We start from the raw sequence: 18,545 nt of genomic DNA on the forward strand, positions 1-18,545 counted from the left end.
TCGGGCCACTTCGCAGGCAAGCCTTGCTCCCACAGGTGTTTACAGTTCCATCTCCATACACCTGTGGGAGCAGGGCTTGCTCCCAAAGGTGTTTACAGTTCCATCTCCATACACCTGTGGGAGCAGGGCTTGCCCGCGAAGAGGCCGGTACAGTCAGCGCAACATCATCGAAGGCTTCAGAACCACAACCCCTCCAATAATCGGTGCCCTGCCGGTGTCAGGCTGACTCGATGCACCATCATGCCATCGGGTTCGCAGGTCTTTTGGTCCGCCAGAAATCCCGCAAGGATAAGTGCAGTGACGGTCTGAGAGGTCCGGCCGGTGATCTGCATCTCCCCGGATGCAATGGTGGACAGCAAGCAGCGGTTTTCGGTCTTGTAATCGATCATGACGATTTCCCTTATGGTTGGGACTCTTGTTGTTTTCAGCCTGAGTGTAGAACAGGCTACGTCCCTGTACAGCCCTACCCGGCAATGCCAGGCGTCTGGGCCGCGGCCCGCGGTGCCAGGCAGCGATTTTCGCGGGCTGCAAGGCATGTACCGGTTATCGCCAAGACGGAAACAAAAGTCTGCGGGACTTGATCTCGTAACAATAACGACTGATCACGGCTTGTTGTAAGGCGGATATTCGTCGTCGTTGACGCGTTTCTTCACCTGCATGCCCGGGGCATCGTCGGGGATCTGCGCAGCGCCGATCGGGTCGACCTGCGGATCAGCGACATCCGGCGAGTCCGGGTCGAAACCAAGGTCGTTGCCTGTCTGGCCTTGAGTCTGAGTCTGGCTCTGACCGGCCGCCTGATTCTGGCTCTGGCTAAAACCTGGGGTCGGGCTCGCAGCCGATGCTGGCGCATCACTCCGGTCACGGGGCGGCTCGGCATCGGGAAGACCGCGCTGGGTACCTGGCGCTGGCGTCAGGTCCGGTTCGATGCCTTCGGGTGGTACCTCGTTCAGGTCCTGCGATACATCCTCTACCGGGCGATGTTCTTGCTTGTGCGTAGCCATACAGTCCTCACTCGATCATGGGTTCATGAAGCTGTGAGTGGCAAAGGCGGCACAAAGTGCAGCGCAATGGATGGGCGGTGCCCGCCGGTCTCGGCCACGGTCCTGTGACCACCGCCACCATTGCACTCCTGACCAGAAGCGAATTTAATGCCTGCCCGGCACCGTCGCGACCCGGCATCGCGACCGTGCACGCCCTTCACCCGATACATGGATCGACAATGCAAAGCACGAACACCGAGACCCCTGCACTCGCCCTGGCGCCCAAAGACGAATACGAAAACGCGATCAATCGCTCCGAGCATCTGCCACAGGCCAAGAACATCAGCGAGATGGTGCTCGATGCCTTCAACACCACGGGCGAAAGCGAAAAAATCCGCGAACTGCGCGCCGCCATCCGCAAGGCCATGGACGACACCGACGACGATCGGGCCCACGAGCTGATGGGCGAACTCAAGCAGATCAAGGACATCGAGCAAGCCAACGCCGCCGCCCTCGAAGACCTGAGCAGCCGCTTCTCGATCTCGCAGATCCTGCACAACTTCCGCAACGACCCGGCGTTCGAAAACATCATCTACGGCCTGGCCCTGAAGGTGCTCAACCACACCCATCAGGCCATGAAAGAGCCCGGCGGCAAGGCCAAGGCATCACGTCCAAAAAAAGAGATGGAAGTCTTCACCCTCAGCAACGGCGAGGTCAGCCTGCCCTTCCCGATCCGTGTCGGGCGCCCGGCGGCCAACCTCGGCCAGGACGCCGAAGCCTTCGCGCTGCTGGGTTTCAGCATCGAGATGGACCAGGAAGAAAAGGAAGTGCTGGTGCCGGCAGTGTTCACCGACAGCCAGGGCGTCGAGCATGTAGCCACACGCAAGAGCATCGCCACGGCGATTCAGGAACGGACGGCGTTCGCCGGTTATACCTTGGCCTGACCTTCGGCGGGCCTGCCGCGCCCCCGCTCTGGGGGCGAAAGCATTTTCGGCACTGAGCCATTACATCGCCACCAGCATTTAGGTATCAGAGCTGGTATCATCCCGGCCGATCTTGTACCACCCTGGAATTGTTTCTACTCATTTATGCAAGGAAGCTTCAATGCGCCGAGCCCTCTCGCTGTCTCTGCTCGCCTCGACTATTGCCCTCACCAGCTGCTCCAGCACCCAAATGGATTCCCTCGGCCGTGACCATGGCACCGCTGTGCTGTGCGGGGTCGGTTTGCTCGGCGGTGCCCTGCTGGGCGCTGCGGCGGGGGGCAAGAAAGGCGCGCTGGTGGGGGCCGCCGTGGGTACGGCCGCTGGCTGTTACGCCGGCTCGCGTTGGCAGTCGCACATGCAGGAGCTCGACCGCATCGCCAAGGAAGAAGGCCTGCAACTGTCTTCCGTGCCCCTGCAGATCGCCAGTACCAACCCAGGCATCAAACCCATCGAAGCAGGTCTGGTGACCCAGGTCGAAAGCGAAAGCATGTTCGATACGGGCTCCGACCAGCTCACCGCCTCCGGCGTACGCGCAGTCGCCAAGCTGGCGGCGGTCTACTCCAAAAGCGATGGCAGCCCTGCCAACGCTCAACGACGCTTTCTCGTGGTAGGCCATACCGACGCCACCGGCTCCGCACAATTCAACCAGGGCTTGTCCGAACGCCGAGCCCGCACGGTAGGCAGAATGCTGCGCGATGCCGGCATTGCGGCCAATGCCATCTATTACCAGGGTGCCGGCTCCGCGCGACCTATTGCCGACAACGCCGACGCCCTGCAACGCGGTCGCAATCGCCGGGTGGAAATCGTCGAAACCACCAGCGAAGACGTGCTGATCAAGCGCATTGCCTCCGAGCAGAACAACGCACGTTATCTTGGCTACGGAACGGCCAGCGAGCGTAAACCGGTGGCGCAGGCGCGCCTGCAGACCAACGCCGCCAGCACGCCACCGGTCAAGGCCACTCAAGCGCCAGCGGCATCGAGCAAAGGCGCCCCGGCCCTGGTGGATTTCGGCGGCGTACCCGCTGCCGGCGACTTGCTGGGCTACAACCTCAAACCTTTGGCCGACGGCTTCAGCCTGATCCCCACCGCACGCGCCGCCGACCTGCCGATTCGCTCATGCGAAGCCGACAAGCCTCGCGAAAGTGGCGCCGCGCTGAGCCTGGCGACCGGCCAACCGCTGGCCGAGCACGCCACCCGCGATTTTCTGCCGGGCTACAACAACCGCGTCTGGGCCAACACAGTGAACGGCAACCTGGTGACACTCTCGCCGGTATCGATCCTGCGTGACGGCGCCGCCGTCGGCACCCAGCCGTTCATCCAGGTGGTCACCGGCTACCAGACCGCGCAGAAGAAGACCCTCGGCAAGTTCAACGCCATCGCCAACACCTATGAAGGTCAGGACGAGGTCCTCTATCGGGTGTTCGTCAGCGACGACAAGGCGCCGATCAGCTGCATGGATATCGTTTTCAGCAAAGGTGACGCCAAGGCCAACCAAGGCTCGCTGTACTACCTCGACAACGGCCAGAACTACACCGCCCGTTTCGTTCCTATCCGCAGTTGATCAGGAGGATCACCCATGGAAACCTTTTTTAGCATGCAAGATCTGCTGACCCTGTTGCGCACCCACGCCTTGCTCACCAGCGCGGTCATCGCCACGTTGCTGGCCATCGCCCTGATTGCCTATCTGTGGGAGCGGGTGTGCTATTTCACCATGCGCGTATGGCACGGACTACCGATCATCGGCACCGTATCGCGACTGGCCGCTACACCGGGCTACATGAAAGACGGCTGGCCAAGCGTGGAGTCGGACATTTGTGGCGACTACAAGCATTACTACGACGACCACGACCGCGACTCCTCGCTGTACCGCAAGAGCAAAGACTACCTGGCCAAGGTCGGTGAAGCCGGACGCAAACCGATCCCCGTCTGGGTGCTCGTGCTGGCGGTGATTCTGCTGGTGGTCGAAGCCGTCGGATTCGGCTTTGTGCTGGGGCCATTCGTCAACAGCTCGGCCAGTGCCAACCAGATGGCGATGCTGGCCTGGTCGGTGGCGTTCTTGCTGGCATTGATCTCAGGCGGTTTCGCCCATTTCGCCGGCCACGACATGCACTACAACTCGCTGGTCAAAAAAGCGCATTCGTGGTGGTCCCGCGACACCAAGGGGCCGCAGCGCCCCAATTCGCTGAAGCAGCTCAAGTCCCTGAACCTTGAAGATTCATACAGCGACGATGAGCAGCCGGACTACCAGCAGATCATGGCGCGCATCCACGCCAACCATGACGTCACCGAAAAGAAAAAAGTCATCTACGGCTTCTTCGCGGTGATCCTGGTACTGGCGGTGGCGGCATTCGGGATTCGGGCCTACACCCTGGAATCGATCGAAACCGACATGGTTGCGCAACTGAGCAACAGCGCCACCTCGCAGAACACTGCTGGCTCGCCGTTCGACCTGCCGGAGGAATCGAAGTCCGTCAACGATCAATCCGACAATCAGACCGTTCAGGACAAGATGACCGCCATACGTCACGCCTCCCTGGTGACGTACATCGTGCTCTCGGTGGTGTATATCGCCATCCAGTGCCTGATGCTCTGGCTTTCGGTGGTCTACGGTTTCAGCGGTGTGCATTCCAAGGATGCCTGGAAGAACACCCATCGCTTCAACAGCGCCGATGAGTTCGAACGTTTCCATGCCAACCAGCGCGCACGCATCGCCGGCCACGCCGATCACAAGTTGCGCCTGCTGCAACAGAAGCGATCAAGCAAGCATACGGCGATCGCCGAAGAACAGGACGCACTGGCCACTGAGCAAGTCGGTCGCCGAAACTTCCTGAGCTATGTGCTGCTCAACCGCCAGGACAGCGACGAGCACGCTGAAAAAATGGACCGCGCCCGCCACGCCGCCGCAGCCCCGCGCGCAGCAGTCGAGCCGGTCACGGCAGCGGTTGCGGTAGCGGCCCCTGCACCGGTGCCGGTAGTTTCTGCGGCAGCAATCGAACCCATCGTTGCCGAGCCCGTGATCATCGCCCCCAGCGTTGAAATCGACGCGGCCAGCTTCAAGGACCTGACGCCGTTCGACGACACGCAATTGGCGCTGGCGGCCAAGGCCTTGAAGATCCCTTACGAGACCTTGCTGGATGTGCGCGCACAGCAGTCAGTGCTCAAACAGCTGGGCATGTTCGGTGTGCAGGAGTCGGTCTGAGATGCTGAAAATTCTGATCACCGCGCTGACCCTGACGATTGCCGCCAGCGCCGCGGCAGCCGAACGCAATGACCTGCCGAGCTGCTACACCAAGGCGCACCTGGGCGATCAGCGCGCGCCAGCCTCCGGGCGCCTGCTCAATGTGGTGATCGACCAGACCATCCCGATGCCCGAGGACATCCAGAAAGCCGCCTGGGGCAATATCAGCCGCTTCGTCGCTCCCGGCGATCAGGTGCGTCTGTACAGCTTCTCGGCACTGGTACCGGGCCAATACGTGCGCCTGCTGTTCGCTGGCACCCTGGATGCGCCACTCGATGCAGGGCAGCGGGATGATATCGATATGAGCAAACTGCGTAGCCTGGATGCCTGCATGGCCCAGCAGAAGGCCCAATTCGACGGCACCTTCGGACGCCAGTTCGTGGCGGCCCTGCGCGGCGCCACGGCCGATTTGCCCAAGAGTGAAATCATGTTCGCCCTGCGCGAAGTCGCCGGTGACCAGGCCAGGATTGCGGCCGATCAACGCATCGTTTTCGTCATCAGCGACATGCTCGAGCACAGTGACTACACCAGCTTCTACGCGGCCAACCGGATTCGCGACCTGAATCCGGCGCAAGAGCTGGCCAAGGCCGAGAAAAACGGTTCGATCGGCGATATGCATGGCGCGCGGATATACGTAGCCGGTGCTGGCTTGATTACTGATGCGGTAAAACAGAACTACCGCTCCGGCAAGACCATGGACGCGCTCGAAAGCTTTTGGCGAGGCTACTTCGCAAAGTCCAATGCAACGCTGGCGGACTTCGGCAAACCGATGCTGAACGTGGATTTGCAGTGACCCACCTTGCCTCTTCGCAGCAGCACGCGACGAGGCAGGTCATATCTTCACACCTAATCAGTGATGTCCAGCGCACCCAGCACACGCTCATGGATGCCCTCGATGGCGGCCTTGTAGGCCGGGCCATTGCCACTGCTGCCGAAACCTGCGGCCTTGTCCTGCTTGAGCGCGGCTTCCAGCAAGTCCTTGACGCTGCTCGACTGCGCGACCTCCTTGGGCGTGGTAACACTCGACTGCAACTGCCCCAGCACGTATGTGAGCGCAGTCTTGGACTGGCTGGATGACTGCGACAGTGCCGCCGAGACGATCACGTTCTTGCTGTAGGCGATGCTCGACGAGCTGCTGGCGCTGTCGGCAATCTTGAAATAGGTGTAGTTCTGCGAGTCCTTGTCCATCGTCAGGTTCAGGCTGGTGCCGGGATACAGGGTCTGGTGATAGCTGGCACTGAGCTGCGACTGCTGCTGTTGATCGATGCTGCGATTGGCCTGTGCGCCCTTGGCCTGGGTCGACTGCGACACGGTATAGGCGAAGGTGTCCACCTCGTTGGTGCGCATCGGGTTGACCGATTGCGCATGCTGGCTGATCGACGCGCTGAAATCCGCCAGGCCGGTCAACATGGCATGGTCGGTATCGCTCAGCACCGCCCCACCCGACGTGGCCGTAGCGCTGCCGACATGGGTATTGAAAGTGCTGAATGCGTCCTTGAACAGGCCCATCAACTCTTCGTCGCCGTGCCCGCGGGCGCGGGCCGAATCGAACTTCGCCAGATAGGTCTGCAGCGCCTTGGCTTGCTGGGCGGCATTGCCCAGGATCGCGGTGTTGCGCGTGTCGACGCTCAAGTTGAGGTCGCCCACTACCCCGGTCATGCTGACGCTGCGCTTGTTGGCATCGGCCGAAAAACTCAGCGTCTGGATGTCGCCGCCGGTCAGCTTGGCCGAGAAGTCCACCGAAGTCAGAACGCTCTTGTCGAACTGGGTCAGGCCGTCCAGGTTCAACTTGGGCGGCTTGGCGCTGAGGCCGTCGATAGCGCTCTGAAAGCCGTTCGCCAGTTTGCTCAAGGCAGCCAGTTCGTTGTCGTCGAGTTTGCCGCCGCTCACGCTGACCTGCGCGCCCAGGCCGGTAGTGCTGCTGCTCAGGCTCAAGGTTACCGTGGCGCCACTGGCGGTCTTGATGGTCAGGCTAACCGCGTTGTCGGCGTTGGAATGCAAATTCGACTGCAATGCGCTCAAGGCCGATGCCGACGGCGTGGAAGTGCCGGTCGGCTGCAGCACGGATTGAGAGTAAGCACTGCCGCTGTTGGCGAACTGCGTCAACAGCGCCGCCCCCAGGCCCTTGAAGCGGGTAGACACATCCTGCGAGCTCAGATTGCCGGCAAGGGTGGACGTTACCTTGTTCTGTGCAGTGTTTTCCCACATCAGCGCGGGCGGTGCGTCGGTCAAGGTGCCACGGGCTGAGTAGACATCCACTGCGGTGACGACGGCGTTGCCTAGAGAGACCACTGCAGCAGGTGAGTCCGTCGGTGTTGTGGAGATCAGGGTCGTGGCAGCCGGCACGCTGGTGATCGGCGTGATGGCGGTGAGGCTGGGCGTCAGGGGCAGGCTTGCAGCAGTGATGGCCGTCATGAGATTTGTCCATTCTCTATATGAATGTATCGGGTCCTGTACATTTAACGGCCGGGGGTGGGAAAGCTTGAGGGGATTGGGTGAGGGCGAAATAGTGCTCTCTGAAAAAAGTGTAGCCGTTCGGATACCATTTTCGAATGAGCAAATATACAATACGCGCGACACGACAATTTCACGAGTGGCTTGCCAATCTCAAGGATCGTCCTGCCAAAGCAGCAATCCTGCGACGTATCGAGCAGGCAGGACGAGGGCTCTGGGGCGATTGCGAAGCCGTCGGGGCGGGTATGAGCGAGATGCGAGTATTCGTCGGTCCCGGATATCGCATCTATTTTTGCCGCATAGGCCCCATGCTGTTCATGCTGCTGAACGCCAGTGACAAGACAGATCAGAAGCGAGCAATCAGAGAAGCCAGGCAAATCATGGACATTCTCAAGGAGCGCCAAAATGGCTGAAACCAATCCCTTCGATGCGTGCGAGATGGACGTCATCGATATGGCTCTATCTGATACCGTGCCTTTTGACCCATCGCGCTATCTTGACGATGACGAAACCATTGGCGCCTATCTGACCGCCAGCCTGCAGGAATCCGATCCTGATGCTTTCCTTCAGGCCTTGTCGCAAGTAGCGAAAGCGCGAGGGATGACAAGGCTGGCAAGAGAAACCGGACTTAGCAGAGAAAGCCTTTACAAGGCGCTGCAGGAAGGGGCGAAACCTAGATATGACACGATATTGAAGGTCGTTGGGGCCTTGGGTTTGACGCTGTCAGCTGGCCCGGAAACGCCGAAGCGCATTGACCGCGCGCGAGGACATTGAAAGCGAGCAGGACGCAACCTCCTTACCGAACGCACCACGATGAACGTCCCCCGCCCATTGAATGGGCGGGGGTGCGTTTTCAATCAGCCCAGCGCGTGATCCGTGTGCGCAGTTGCCACACCCACCACCTCGATCGGCGCGACATCCGCCGACACATCCCGATCGGCGAAGCCCATGTTGTTGTACCGCAGGTTCTGGGTCTGATCGCCACTCAGGGCAATCTGGAAAAACCGCCCCTGGTCGTCGCCTTGCAGGTCACGGACGTAGGTGCGATCAAGGGCGGCGTTGTAGTCGATCTTCAAGGTACCGTTGTAGCCATCGCCGATATCGATGTAGCCCAGTGCACCGACGGAGAGGCTGTCGTAGCCCTGGGTGAAATCGGTGATCAGGTCGGTATGGCTCTGGTCAGCGGTGCGGTAGCTGTCCTCGACGCTCTGGAACACGAAGTAATCACTGCCGCTGCCGCCGGTGAGTTTGTCTGCGCCATGGCCACCGAGCAGGAAGTCGCTATTGGCGCCGCCCTGCAGCACATCATCACCGTCCAGACCATAGAGACGGTCCGCGTCTGCCGAACCGATGAGCCTGTCGTTCGCCGCCGTGCCGGTGGTCAATATCTGCCCCGGGTAGGTGCTGGTTTCTTGCGCGCTGTCAGCCCGGGCGAACTCGACAGCGTTGGCGCCCAGGTCAAGCACATGGTCGCCGTTCAGGGCGATCTGGAAACGATTGCCGGCGCTGTCCAGCTCTTTTGAGCTGAGGCGGGTGATGTCGTTGGCGCTGTCGTAGGTCAGGCTCAGCGTGGTGCCGTAGCCATCGCCGAAACCGCTGAAACCCAAGGCAGAAACGTCGATCTGGTCGTGGTCGGCACTGTTGAAGTCGACGATCAGGTCGCGGCCCTGATCCTTCCCGGCGGCATCGACCTGGCTGTCGGTGAGGTGGTTGTAGGCGAAGGTATCCGCGCCCTGACCGCCGATCAGCCGATCGGCACCGGCGCCGCCGTCCAGGCGATCATCGTCGCCACGGCCCGCAAGGACGTCGCGGCCATCACCGCCCACCAGCGTGTCACGGCCGTGGGTGGTGCCGTGCAGGCTGTCGTCGCCGGAGGTGCCGGTGGTGAGCGGGAGGAAATTATCCGCCGTCAGGCTAGTGCGGTAGTCGCCTTTGAGGATCAGCTCGAAGCGCTGACCTTGGGCGTCGGCGTCATAGCTCTTGAGGTAAGTGAAGTTCTTGTCGGCGTTGTAGGTCAGGTCCAGCGTGCCGTTGTGGCCGTTGCCCAGGCCGCTCAGCCCAAGGCTGGTGACATCGATGCTGTCCTTGCTGACATCGAAATCGCTGATGGTATCGGCGTAACTGGCGCTTGCAGTGCGATAGCTGTCGGTCAGCTGGGTGAATCGGAAGGTATCGTGGCGCTGCGCGCCCACGAGCTGGTCCACGCCGGCACCGCCGATCAACTCATTGTCGAGGTCCCCACCCATCATCACGTCGTCACCAGCACCGCCATACAACACAGTGTTGTAAGCCCGGGCATATTCGGAGATCACGTCGTCACCCGTGGAGCCGTAGGTGGTCAACGCGTCGGTGTTATCGAACACTGCGGTCGTGGCGCCGACCACCTTGACGTCGCCCTCGGTGGCGTTGCCGATGAAGTTGTCACTAATACGGTTGTCGTTGCTCTGGCCGCGCTCCTCGACGCCGTAGGTAGACCTCGCGCCGTCATAATAGCCCGTTGCGCCAATGACGTTGCCACGCACTTCGGTGCCGCTGCTGTCTTGCACAACCACATAGGGCTGGTTGGCGTCCAGGTAGCTGCCATCGATACGATTGGTGCTGATCTGGGTACCCTGGGAATCGCGTACCTCAATGGCCAACAGGCTGTTATACGAGATGGACAGGTGATCGACCACCGCGTCGCTGGCCTTGTCGATCAATACTCCACTGGTGCGGTTGCCGCTGATCGATCCACTGATCAACTGCGCCGCATGGCCATCGGCGTCACCCTCAACGGCGACGCCATAGCCCTGATTGCTGGTGCTGTTGATGTCCTGCACCGTCACCGCACCTTGAGTGGTGAGGCCGTTGCCATCGTTGTCCCTGACGATCAGGTCATCGAGCGCACTGTCGACCAGTCCCGCCGTGATCACACCGCCCTGCCCGTTATAGTCCACGTAGGCCTTGTTGGCCTGAACCTGACCACCCTCGGCGCGCAGATCCAGGCCGTAGCCGGACGCATTGGTGGCCTGGACGTAATCCAGCGTCAGGTGCGCGCCGTCGCCCAACGATAAATCGCTGACCACACCCGTGGTATGCGCGCGGTTGCCGTCGATCACCAGCTTGCTGACGCCGACCCCATCGCCATCAGCACGGAGGATGCCGTCGATATCGGTGCTGGAGCCGTTCGCCAGTTTCAGGGTCGGCCTATCGGTGGCGTTGCCTTCGAGCTGGACGTTGTCCTTGAGTATCAGCGCGCTGCCGGAGGCCTGGGCGCTGACGATATAGGTGCCGCTGGGGATGACCACCGTCCCACCCCCTGCGGCCGATGCGGCGTCGATAGCGGCTTGCAGCGCCAGGGTGTCGTCAGTGTGCCCGTCGCCGACGGCGCCGAAGTCTTTGACATTGAATGAATTCGCCATCTGGTCATTCCTTTAAAGAGAGTCGAGGATTCATCGCTTGCAGGAGGAATCGACCTGAGAATGGCTTGATCATTCAATGGCAATCGATGGGAGGTAGGCGCTTTGGGCTGCCAGTCGCCTCCACGGACGATATCGGGTGGCAGTCGACTCACCACTGCATTTCACCCTTGGCCACCTTGGCGCTGAGCTCAAGTGACGACTCCTCGGCCAGATCGGGATACAGCGCCTTCATCGCCACGATCAGCTCTGCCGCATCTTTAACCTGAGCGGCCTGGGCGTCGAAGGCCTTGATGTAGCCCGTTGTAAACTCGGCAGCGTCGAGGGAATCGAGCTTGCCGGGCAGGAAGTGGCCAGGGACGACCGTGACGGGTTCGAGGCTTTCAATCCTGGCCAAGGTCGCCAGCCAATCCTGATGGGAAGCCTCACTCTGGGTGTCGGCCATCCACACATGGATATTGTTTGACAGCACCACCCCACCCACCACGGCTTTTATCGAAGGGATCCATACGAAGCTGCGTTCTGGTTGCGGCCCATCGAGGCCAATCACCTGCAGCTCATGGCCTTCCAGGGTGAGCGCACTACCCTGCATCAACTCAGGGACAATCACTTTGTCGGGCGCGCCATCGCCCATCTGCGGGCCCCAATACGCCAGTTTGGCGGCCATGGTGGCCTTGATATGGGCGACAGTCGGCGCACTGGCGACGACCTTGGCCTGGGGGAAGGCCTCTGTAAGCGTCGGCAGGCCGAAGTAGTAATCCGGATCGCCATGACTGATGTAGATAGTGGTGAGGTGCTTGCCGCTGCGGCGGATCTTCGCGACCAGTTGTTCAGCTTGGGGCCTGGCGAACTGCGCATCGATGAGGATGGCGTCCTTCTCGCCGCTGACCAGCACCGAACTCACCGGGAAGGCTGCCGTCGCGCCTGGGTTATAGACGTCCAGTTGCAGCGGTGGCGCTGCCAGACTCGTGATGGTGGTGCCGAGCAAAGCAATACAGGCGAGCAGCCGTGGGATGGCGTGTTTCCACATGAGCAATTCCCTTCCAATGACCAGAGTGCCGGGCAGAGTAGGTCAGGCTGGGGGACTGAAAAATACTGGCGAGTGGCCCAAATCATTTCCGTAGATGATCAGCCATGGATGGGATGGACCGCTCGGGGCTGTCGGCGAACCTCATGACTCGAACCAGACCAAGATGCAGTGATGGAAGACCCAATCCGAGGGGAACTGCGCTGACCCGAGAGACAAGAACCTCCACCATCGACTTCTCCAGAACGCATTCAGATCAGCTGTTCCCATCCTTGCACAGAATGGCGGAGCTGAATGCGACAAAGTCACCTAGATGGCGGGTGATAATTGAGACGGTGATCGGCATCTGCAGGGTCTGATAATCGTGAACTGCAATATTCTTGAATCCGACCATGTTCTTCATGGAAGCAAGCAAACCTGCGTCCAACCAACCGCCCTGATGCAGCAACTCGAATACATCCCGTGAGCTTTGCGGAATCCCTATTCGTTCGCGCCTTATCAAGTGCTGTCCCATGCCCAATGCGGCTTCGCAGGCGCGCTGGATATTGAGGATTGCAGCGTCCTGACGTGTTAAATCAAGCGGGAATGTATCGGCGCCCTTGTCGTATTCCTCACGAACTCGCTTGACGCATCGTTCGATGGTGGCGGCCTTGTTGACCAGGATGTCGTCAGGCATAAATACGTCTGTCCATGCAGATGTCGTTGATGAGCGGAGCTGTGGCCTCATCGAGCTCGAATTTTTGACCAAGGATAGAGACTTCAAGGTAAATAGCCATCATCTCACGCATGCTGTCCCGCACATGCGCCTGTGCTTTTTCAAGGTTCATTCCGGCCCTCCGTCACTCATGGGCGGACCTTAGCAGATGCTATGGACTGTATTGCTGGCAACCCAACAGTTCGTAACAACAAAAGGGCTTGTTTGACGCACCACCCAGGTTGCCCATTGCAACGCGCAACGCCCCTCGGTATGGTTCCGCCGTCGCTGCACATTCAGCGACCGGGTTTGGCGACCCGGCGAGTCCATAGCGTATTAGTCCCATAACCCCTGCAGGCGCATTTTCCGCCCCGGCACTTACCGTTATGGTGGCTGTGCGTGGGAGACCTTCGGGTCTGCCGGATCTCCTGGACTCCCGGTTCGCCAACCTGCGCACAGCTGCCACCCTTATCGTTTGGCGACGATTGGCGGTAGCTCCTTGGACCCAGGAGCCACAACGATGCACAGTAAATCCCTCGAACCATCCCTGCTCAATGTGCCCGCCGTACCTTCGCGAACCCTCGACCGATGCTTGAATGGAGGTACCGCATGAACGCGCCTTCGACCCATTACACCCGTGGCGCATCGACCTTCGGTAGCGTCAATGAGGAGAATCAACGCCTCTTTCGCATCAATGCCGGCATTTCTGCTGAGCACGCGCTGGAACACGCCTCCTTGCTGATGGCCTCTGCCAACAAACTGACCTTGATGAGCGGCTTGGAAGCAGACAACGATGGAATGATCTGGGCAGCTCATTATTTGGGGGATATGGCCAAGGCGATCATTGATGACCTTGCACTGGCCCTACAGGCACCTGATGTGGCGCTGCCCTGATAAGACCTACTCTCCGTATTTGCCACTTCCCCCTCCCAAACAGAAGCCCCAGCGCTGCGCTGGGGTTCACATAACTTCAACTCTTCGTACGCGGCTATTTTTGGCAAAAACGACTCCCGCTCAGCCCTTGTCCGCTTAGATGGTCCTGAAAAACCGATATCCCCCCCGATCGTCCGGATGCTGTTGCCAATCAACCGCGCCATCGCGCATGAGCTCCATAGCCCGCTCCTATGCTGCGGTTAGCGAATCCTAATTGGCTAACGACACCGCCAGCCCCTATCGTGCACACTTTACGGGTGATGGCTCATTAATATCACCCACTGCCGATTTCGCGCCTTTTCGAGCCCTACCCATGAAAAAACCTGTCTCTCTCAGCGCACGCATAGGCCTCGGTTTTACTGCCGTGGTGTCCTTGCTCGTCATCATTACGGCGGTCGGCATCCAACGAGTCGGCTATATCGACGCGACATTGGAAAACGTCAACCGGAACGCAGCCAAAGTCCAACGCTACGCCATCAACTTTCGCGGAAGTGTGCATAACCGGGCTATCGCCATCCGCGATGCGGTATTGGTCACTAACGATCCCGCCCTCGACCGACACCTGAATGAGGTCCGTGAGCTTGAGGCGGCTTACACCGAATCGGCCACCGCGATGGATGAACTGTACAAAGGCCGAGGCGTGTCGGCGCAGGAGCAATCGTTGCTGCAAGGCATCAAGGAGATAGAAAAACAGACGCTGGCCAATACCGACACCTTGATCGCCTTGCGCCGTAGCGGTGATATCGCCGGCGCGCAGGCGTTGCTGCTCAACCAGACTTCCCAGGGCTATAGCGAATGGCTCAAACGCATCAACGCCCTCATCGACTATGAGGAAGCGTCGATCAAGTCGCAATTAGGTTCGGTGCAGACCACCGCGAGTCAATTTCGCGGATTGATGCTGTTGGCGACCGCCATTGCCTTGCTGCTGAGCATTACGCTGTCGGTATTTATTATCCGCTTCGTCAAATCCACACTAGGCGCGGACCCCGCCGACGTTGCGCAGGCCATTCGACGCTTGGCCGCGGGCGATCTGCGCCAGACCATCGTGACCGCCTATCCCGACAGCGTAATGGGTGTGCTGAGGACCGCGCTCGACCGTCTGGCCGACACCATGGCGCAAGTACGTGGAGCAGCCCAACATGTGACTGACTCGTCTACATTGCTATCGGCCACCTCCTCCAGCAACAACGAGCACATCGGCCTGCAAACCCAGGAAGCCGAGCAAGTGGCGACCGCCATCACGCAACTGGCCGCCACGGCCGGCGAGGTATCCGGCTACGCGTCGCAAGCCGCAGACGCCGCCGGGCTTGCCGACAGCGAAGTTGAAAACGGCAACCAATTGATGGCCGGCACTACCCAGGCGATCGAACAGTTGGCCACCTCGCTGGTGGAAACGACCCGCACTGTCGAGCAAGTGTCCAAACAAAGCGAACAGATCGAAACCGTTATCGACGTGATCAATTCCATCGCCTCTCAGACCAATCTACTGGCGCTGAACGCGGCGATCGAAGCAGCACGCGCCGGCGAGCATGGCCGAGGGTTTGCGGTAGTCGCCGATGAGGTTCGCTCTCTGGCCAACCGGACGCAGCAGTCGACCCAGGACATACGCAACATGATCAGCACCCTGCAGAGCGAAACAGACACGGCCGTGCAGACCATGCGCGAGAGCTGTGATCTGGCGACTCGCACCGTGGAGCAGACACACAGCGCGCAAGGCGCATTGGTGCGAATCAGTCGAGAGGTGGGCGCGATCAATCACATGAACGCGCAGATCGCCAGCGCCTCGATGCAGCAAAGCGCCGTCGCAGAGGATGTGGCACTGAACATCAACCGTATCCACGGCCTGACCGTGCATTCGGCCACGGGCTCTCGCCAAGTCGCCGCGGCAAGCCAGGAGCTGGCGCAACTGGCGCAAGGGCTTACGCAGAAGGTGGCGTTCTTTGATACGGCGGCGGTGGCGTGAGTCGGTAACGCGCCAGCTCACTCAACAGTGTCGCCGTGATCAGCAGAAGCGGTTCGCCTGGCTAGCAGCCCTTTCGCGATGTCCATGGCCTCCTCACGAGAGGTGGCCAGCACCAAGGGATACCCCCAGAACTTGTCGAACACGAGCGCGAATGCCTTGAAACCCAGGCGCTTTGCCGCGCTGGGTTCAACCATAATCATCGCCGGAACCCGTTTGCGAAGCTCGGCTTTGTGCTTTTTCATCCAGAGTGAAGTGCGCTTCCGCTCTTCTGGCGCGTGCTCATGGGCTTCGGTCGGCGGGGTATCGCTCAAGAGCACGAACGGCTCGCCGCGCTTCAGATGGACTTCAAATTCATCGAAGTCCTTCTGCGGATCCAGCCCACGGTCCTGGCCGAAGCTCATCCAGACGAAAGGAAATTGCGAACTGTTCATCGACATGATGGGTGCCTTTTTGCTTGAGGTGGCCAGGTAGCCACGATGGCGAACTCGTAAAGGTGGGGGCAGAGTCAGTACTTGACGCTTACCGTCGCCGCCACATTGCGTGGGTCTCCATAAAGCATCTGATTGAAGAAGCCGTTCATGACGGTGTATTGCTTGTCGAACAGGTTGTTGACGTTGACGGCAAGGTCGACCTTTTCCGTGGCGGCATAGCGCGCCATCAGCGACGTCAGCGCATAGGACTTTTGCTCGGCAATCTCCGCGCCGGTGGGGCTGGTGGCAGGCTGATAAGAACGGCTTTGCCAGGCGACGCCGCCACCCACCGTGAGTTTGCTCCACGCCCCCGGAAGCCGGTGCTTGGTAAACAGACGCGCTGTGGTGCGTGGCAGTTGGCTGCTTAGCCGCGCATCCGACGAGTCGGAGCCGGTGAAGTGCGACAGGCCTGCGTAGAGATTCCAGTCCTGCATCAACTCGCCCTGTACGTCCACGTCGATCCCGCGAGACTTGGTGCCGTTCGCGCCGAAGTAAGCCTGAGATCCATCGGAGAGGATCTGGCCTGCATCGATCTTGCCCAGGCTGTCCCATCGTGTCTCGAATAACGAGACCGACGCATTCAGGCGCCCGTCAAGATATTCGCCCTTCAGACCAATCTCTTTGTTCTTGCCCGTCGTGGGTGTGAGCACGTTGCCGTTGCGATCGCGGTAGGTCTGTGGATTGAAGATCTCCGTATAGCTGGCGTAGGCCGAGTAGGTGTCGTTGATGTCGTAGATCAGACCGACATAGGGCGTGAACTCACCTGTCTTCTCCTAGTGGAAGCGGACGCCGTTGGTGTTCTGGTCAAGCTCATAGTCGCTGAGCCGTCCACCGACGATGAGCTTCAAGGGATCGGCCAGCGAGAAACGCACCGCACTGTAGACGCCGCTTTGCTTGGTCGTGATGTGGGTGGGCGTGTAGCCCGCTGAGGCGAAGTCCAGTTCAGGATAATTGCCACGCCAGTCGTAAAGGCTGCCCATTGGGGCGTGCCCAAAAACAAAGCCGGTGCTGTCCTGATTGGAGATTCGCTTCGATCCCACGAAACCCACTACCAGTTCGTGTTGGCGGCCAAACAGTTGGAAGGGGCCAGATGCCATTGCATCAACACTGTTCTGACGCGTGGCGGTCTTGCTCGCCAGACCGACCGGAAACAGGCCCAGGCCGGTTACCCGATCCGGGTATCCGGAGCCGCTGAACAGCTTGGCATCAAAGTCGATCTGCTGATGCGTGAACAACGCTCGGGCTGTCCAGTCATTGTCAAAGTGGTGCTCGATACTGGCAAAAGTCGTCTTCAGTGAGTTGTCCCAGCCGCTCCAGTCGGCGGCCAACAAGGCTTGGGCCACACATTGCTGAAACGATGTGCCCAACAGTGCGGCCGGAACATGTTGGTCGATATGAGCGATTCGCAGCCCCCGCTGAGTCGACACATTGCCTTGAGAGTGCTCAAGCTCGCCGATGATGCATTTGATCAACGTAGATTTACCTGCACCGTTAATACCCACCACACCGACTTTTTCCTGGTTGGAGATGCGCAGATTGACGTCACCCACCAACGGTCTTGTGTAACCGAGTTCCACATCCTGTAAAACGAGTTTGCTCATTTGGCCCTTCTTTCCGTCCGTTTGTGTAAATCTGCCAGCGGAGAGCCCGTCAATGATCGGGGAATAAGTGCGACTTTTCGGCACTTAATACGACAAACCCAGCCTCTCCGGACTTGACAAGACCGGCATCAAGTACTATAGAGAACCGCTTAGTTGAAAATGACAACAAAGCGCATTTTCTGATCCGCGTATTGGCAATATGCGGCATCGGCCGTAGAAGACTGCGGCACATAGGACGTCCCGTTCAGATTGTCTCCCTCGCGACGGGCTCCTACACTGCGCACCCTGATCACTCATGCAGATTAAAAAATGTTTATACGAAACAAATTGGTGCCTGAACTTATCGTGACCGATTTGCGCGCCAGTCTTCACTTCTGGACAACACTGGTCGGGTTCGGTATTGCCTATGAGCGTCCGGAGGAAGGCTTTGCCTATCTGGATCTTCATGGCGCGCAAATCATGCTTGAACAACAAAACAGCGTCGAACAGCAGTGGCTATCAGATGAACTGACTGCGCCGTTTGGCAGAGGTATCAATCTCCAGATTGAAGTCGTTTGCGTCGACACCGTCATCAACCGACTGCAGACCGCTCAATGGCCGCTGTTTCTGGAGCGTGAAGAAATCTGGTATCGGGCGGGTGACAAAGAGGTCGGTCAGCGCCAGTTTCTTGCCCAGGATCCGGACGGGTATTTAGTACGCCTGGTAGAAAATCTGGGGGAACGTTGCGCCCTCTAGTCAGTTGCCGAAGAATGATCAATCGGACCTTGAGAAAACGAGCACGCGCAATAACACCGCTGACCCTTG

At 59.6% G+C, this 18,545-nt stretch carries 16 protein-coding genes and 3 pseudogenes; 10 read left to right on the forward strand and 9 right to left on the reverse strand.

Annotation, left to right across the window (positions count from 1 at the left end; all coding sequences use genetic code 11):
• Positions 1–176 precede the first annotated feature (176 nt).
• Positions 177–389, reverse strand: coding sequence for a hypothetical protein (locus AC3WJP_RS23035; RefSeq protein WP_493723924.1), 213 nt, complete (start codon positions 387–389; stop codon positions 177–179).
• A 213-nt stretch (positions 390–602) separates the two neighbouring features.
• Positions 603–770 (reverse strand): annotated as a pseudogene (locus tag AC3WJP_RS23040) (DUF6021 family protein); the annotation flags it as partial.
• A 449-nt stretch (positions 771–1,219) separates the two neighbouring features.
• Between AC3WJP_RS23040 and AC3WJP_RS23045 the strand changes: the two are divergent.
• The 4 genes from AC3WJP_RS23045 to AC3WJP_RS23060 all read left to right on the forward strand — a co-directional run bounded on the left by AC3WJP_RS23045 (position 1,220) and on the right by AC3WJP_RS23060 (position 5,994).
• Positions 1,220–1,924, forward strand: a complete 705-nt coding sequence (locus tag AC3WJP_RS23045) for a hypothetical protein (RefSeq protein WP_493723923.1) — start codon at positions 1,220–1,222, stop codon at positions 1,922–1,924.
• A 160-nt stretch (positions 1,925–2,084) separates the two neighbouring features.
• Positions 2,085–3,524 carry an OmpA family protein gene (locus AC3WJP_RS23050; protein WP_493723922.1) on the forward strand — a complete coding sequence of 480 codons (1,440 nt, stop codon included), beginning with the start codon at positions 2,085–2,087 and terminating at the stop codon, positions 3,522–3,524.
• Between the two features lie 15 nt (positions 3,525–3,539).
• Positions 3,540–5,162: a hypothetical protein gene (locus tag AC3WJP_RS23055; RefSeq protein WP_493723921.1), complete on the forward strand. Its 1,623-nt coding sequence runs from the start codon at positions 3,540–3,542 to the stop codon at positions 5,160–5,162.
• 1 nt (position 5,163) lies between these two features.
• Positions 5,164–5,994 carry a hypothetical protein gene (locus tag AC3WJP_RS23060; protein ID WP_493723920.1) on the forward strand — a complete coding sequence of 277 codons (831 nt, stop codon included), beginning with the start codon at positions 5,164–5,166 and terminating at the stop codon, positions 5,992–5,994.
• 53 nt (positions 5,995–6,047) lie between these two features.
• Here the strand turns inward: AC3WJP_RS23060 and AC3WJP_RS23065 are convergent, their stop codons facing one another.
• Positions 6,048–7,616, reverse strand: coding sequence for a lactate dehydrogenase (locus AC3WJP_RS23065; protein ID WP_493723919.1), 1,569 nt, complete (start codon positions 7,614–7,616; stop codon positions 6,048–6,050).
• Positions 7,617–7,753: 137 nt separating this feature from the next.
• Here AC3WJP_RS23065 and AC3WJP_RS23070 point away from each other — a divergent pair, with 137 nt between their 5' ends.
• Positions 7,754–8,068 (forward strand): type II toxin-antitoxin system RelE/ParE family toxin, encoded by a 315-nt coding sequence (locus AC3WJP_RS23070; RefSeq protein WP_493723918.1) that lies wholly within the window; start codon positions 7,754–7,756, stop codon positions 8,066–8,068.
• Between the two features lie 40 nt (positions 8,069–8,108).
• A complete protein-coding gene (locus AC3WJP_RS23075; RefSeq protein WP_493723951.1) occupies positions 8,109–8,429 on the forward strand; it encodes an addiction module antidote protein in 321 nt (106 codons plus the stop codon).
• Between the two features lie 83 nt (positions 8,430–8,512).
• On the opposite strand, the gene AC3WJP_RS23080 is transcribed toward AC3WJP_RS23075, so the two are convergent.
• The 4 genes from AC3WJP_RS23080 to AC3WJP_RS23095 form a co-directional block, all read right to left on the reverse strand.
• Positions 8,513–11,056 carry a glycosyl hydrolase family 28-related protein gene (locus AC3WJP_RS23080; protein ID WP_493723917.1) on the reverse strand — a complete coding sequence of 848 codons (2,544 nt, stop codon included), beginning with the start codon at positions 11,054–11,056 and terminating at the stop codon, positions 8,513–8,515.
• 148 nt (positions 11,057–11,204) lie between these two features.
• The gene (locus AC3WJP_RS23085) at positions 11,205–12,083 is read right to left on the reverse strand and encodes an MBL fold metallo-hydrolase (RefSeq protein ID WP_493723916.1); all 879 of its coding nucleotides are present in this window, start codon (positions 12,081–12,083) and stop codon (positions 11,205–11,207) included.
• Positions 12,084–12,336: 253 nt separating this feature from the next.
• Positions 12,337–12,756: a type VII toxin-antitoxin system HepT family RNase toxin gene (hepT, locus tag AC3WJP_RS23090; protein WP_493723915.1), complete on the reverse strand. Its 420-nt coding sequence runs from the start codon at positions 12,754–12,756 to the stop codon at positions 12,337–12,339.
• Positions 12,749–12,907, reverse strand: a complete 159-nt coding sequence (locus AC3WJP_RS23095; RefSeq protein ID WP_493723914.1) for a hypothetical protein — start codon at positions 12,905–12,907, stop codon at positions 12,749–12,751. The genes hepT and AC3WJP_RS23095 overlap by 8 nt, the downstream gene beginning before the upstream one ends.
• 476 nt (positions 12,908–13,383) lie before the next feature.
• On the opposite strand from AC3WJP_RS23095, the gene AC3WJP_RS23100 reads away from it, so the two are divergent.
• From AC3WJP_RS23100 to AC3WJP_RS23110, 3 genes and pseudogenes are all read left to right on the forward strand, one after another.
• A complete protein-coding gene (locus tag AC3WJP_RS23100) occupies positions 13,384–13,668 on the forward strand; it encodes a DUF3077 domain-containing protein (protein ID WP_493723913.1) in 285 nt (94 codons plus the stop codon).
• 352 nt (positions 13,669–14,020) lie between these two features.
• Positions 14,021–14,530: pseudogene (locus AC3WJP_RS23105) on the forward strand (MCP four helix bundle domain-containing protein); the annotation flags it as partial.
• A 519-nt stretch (positions 14,531–15,049) separates the two neighbouring features.
• Entirely contained in the window at positions 15,050–15,670 is a 621-nt protein-coding gene (locus AC3WJP_RS23110; RefSeq protein WP_493735697.1) for a methyl-accepting chemotaxis protein, read from the forward strand.
• Positions 15,671–15,687: 17 nt separating this feature from the next.
• Here the strand turns inward: AC3WJP_RS23110 and AC3WJP_RS23115 are convergent, their stop codons facing one another.
• Both AC3WJP_RS23115 and AC3WJP_RS23120 read right to left on the reverse strand, forming a co-directional pair.
• Positions 15,688–16,107 carry a hypothetical protein gene (locus tag AC3WJP_RS23115; protein ID WP_493723912.1) on the reverse strand — a complete coding sequence of 140 codons (420 nt, stop codon included), beginning with the start codon at positions 16,105–16,107 and terminating at the stop codon, positions 15,688–15,690.
• A 68-nt stretch (positions 16,108–16,175) separates the two neighbouring features.
• A pseudogene (locus AC3WJP_RS23120) lies at positions 16,176–17,741 on the reverse strand (TonB-dependent siderophore receptor).
• Positions 17,742–18,050: 309 nt separating this feature from the next.
• Between AC3WJP_RS23120 and AC3WJP_RS23125 the strand changes: the two are divergent.
• Entirely contained in the window at positions 18,051–18,476 is a 426-nt protein-coding gene (locus AC3WJP_RS23125; RefSeq protein ID WP_493723911.1) for a bleomycin resistance protein, read from the forward strand.
• The last annotated feature ends 69 nt before the right edge of the window (positions 18,477–18,545 follow it).

Source organism: Pseudomonas sp. GW821-FHT01A09 (assembly GCF_058986725.1).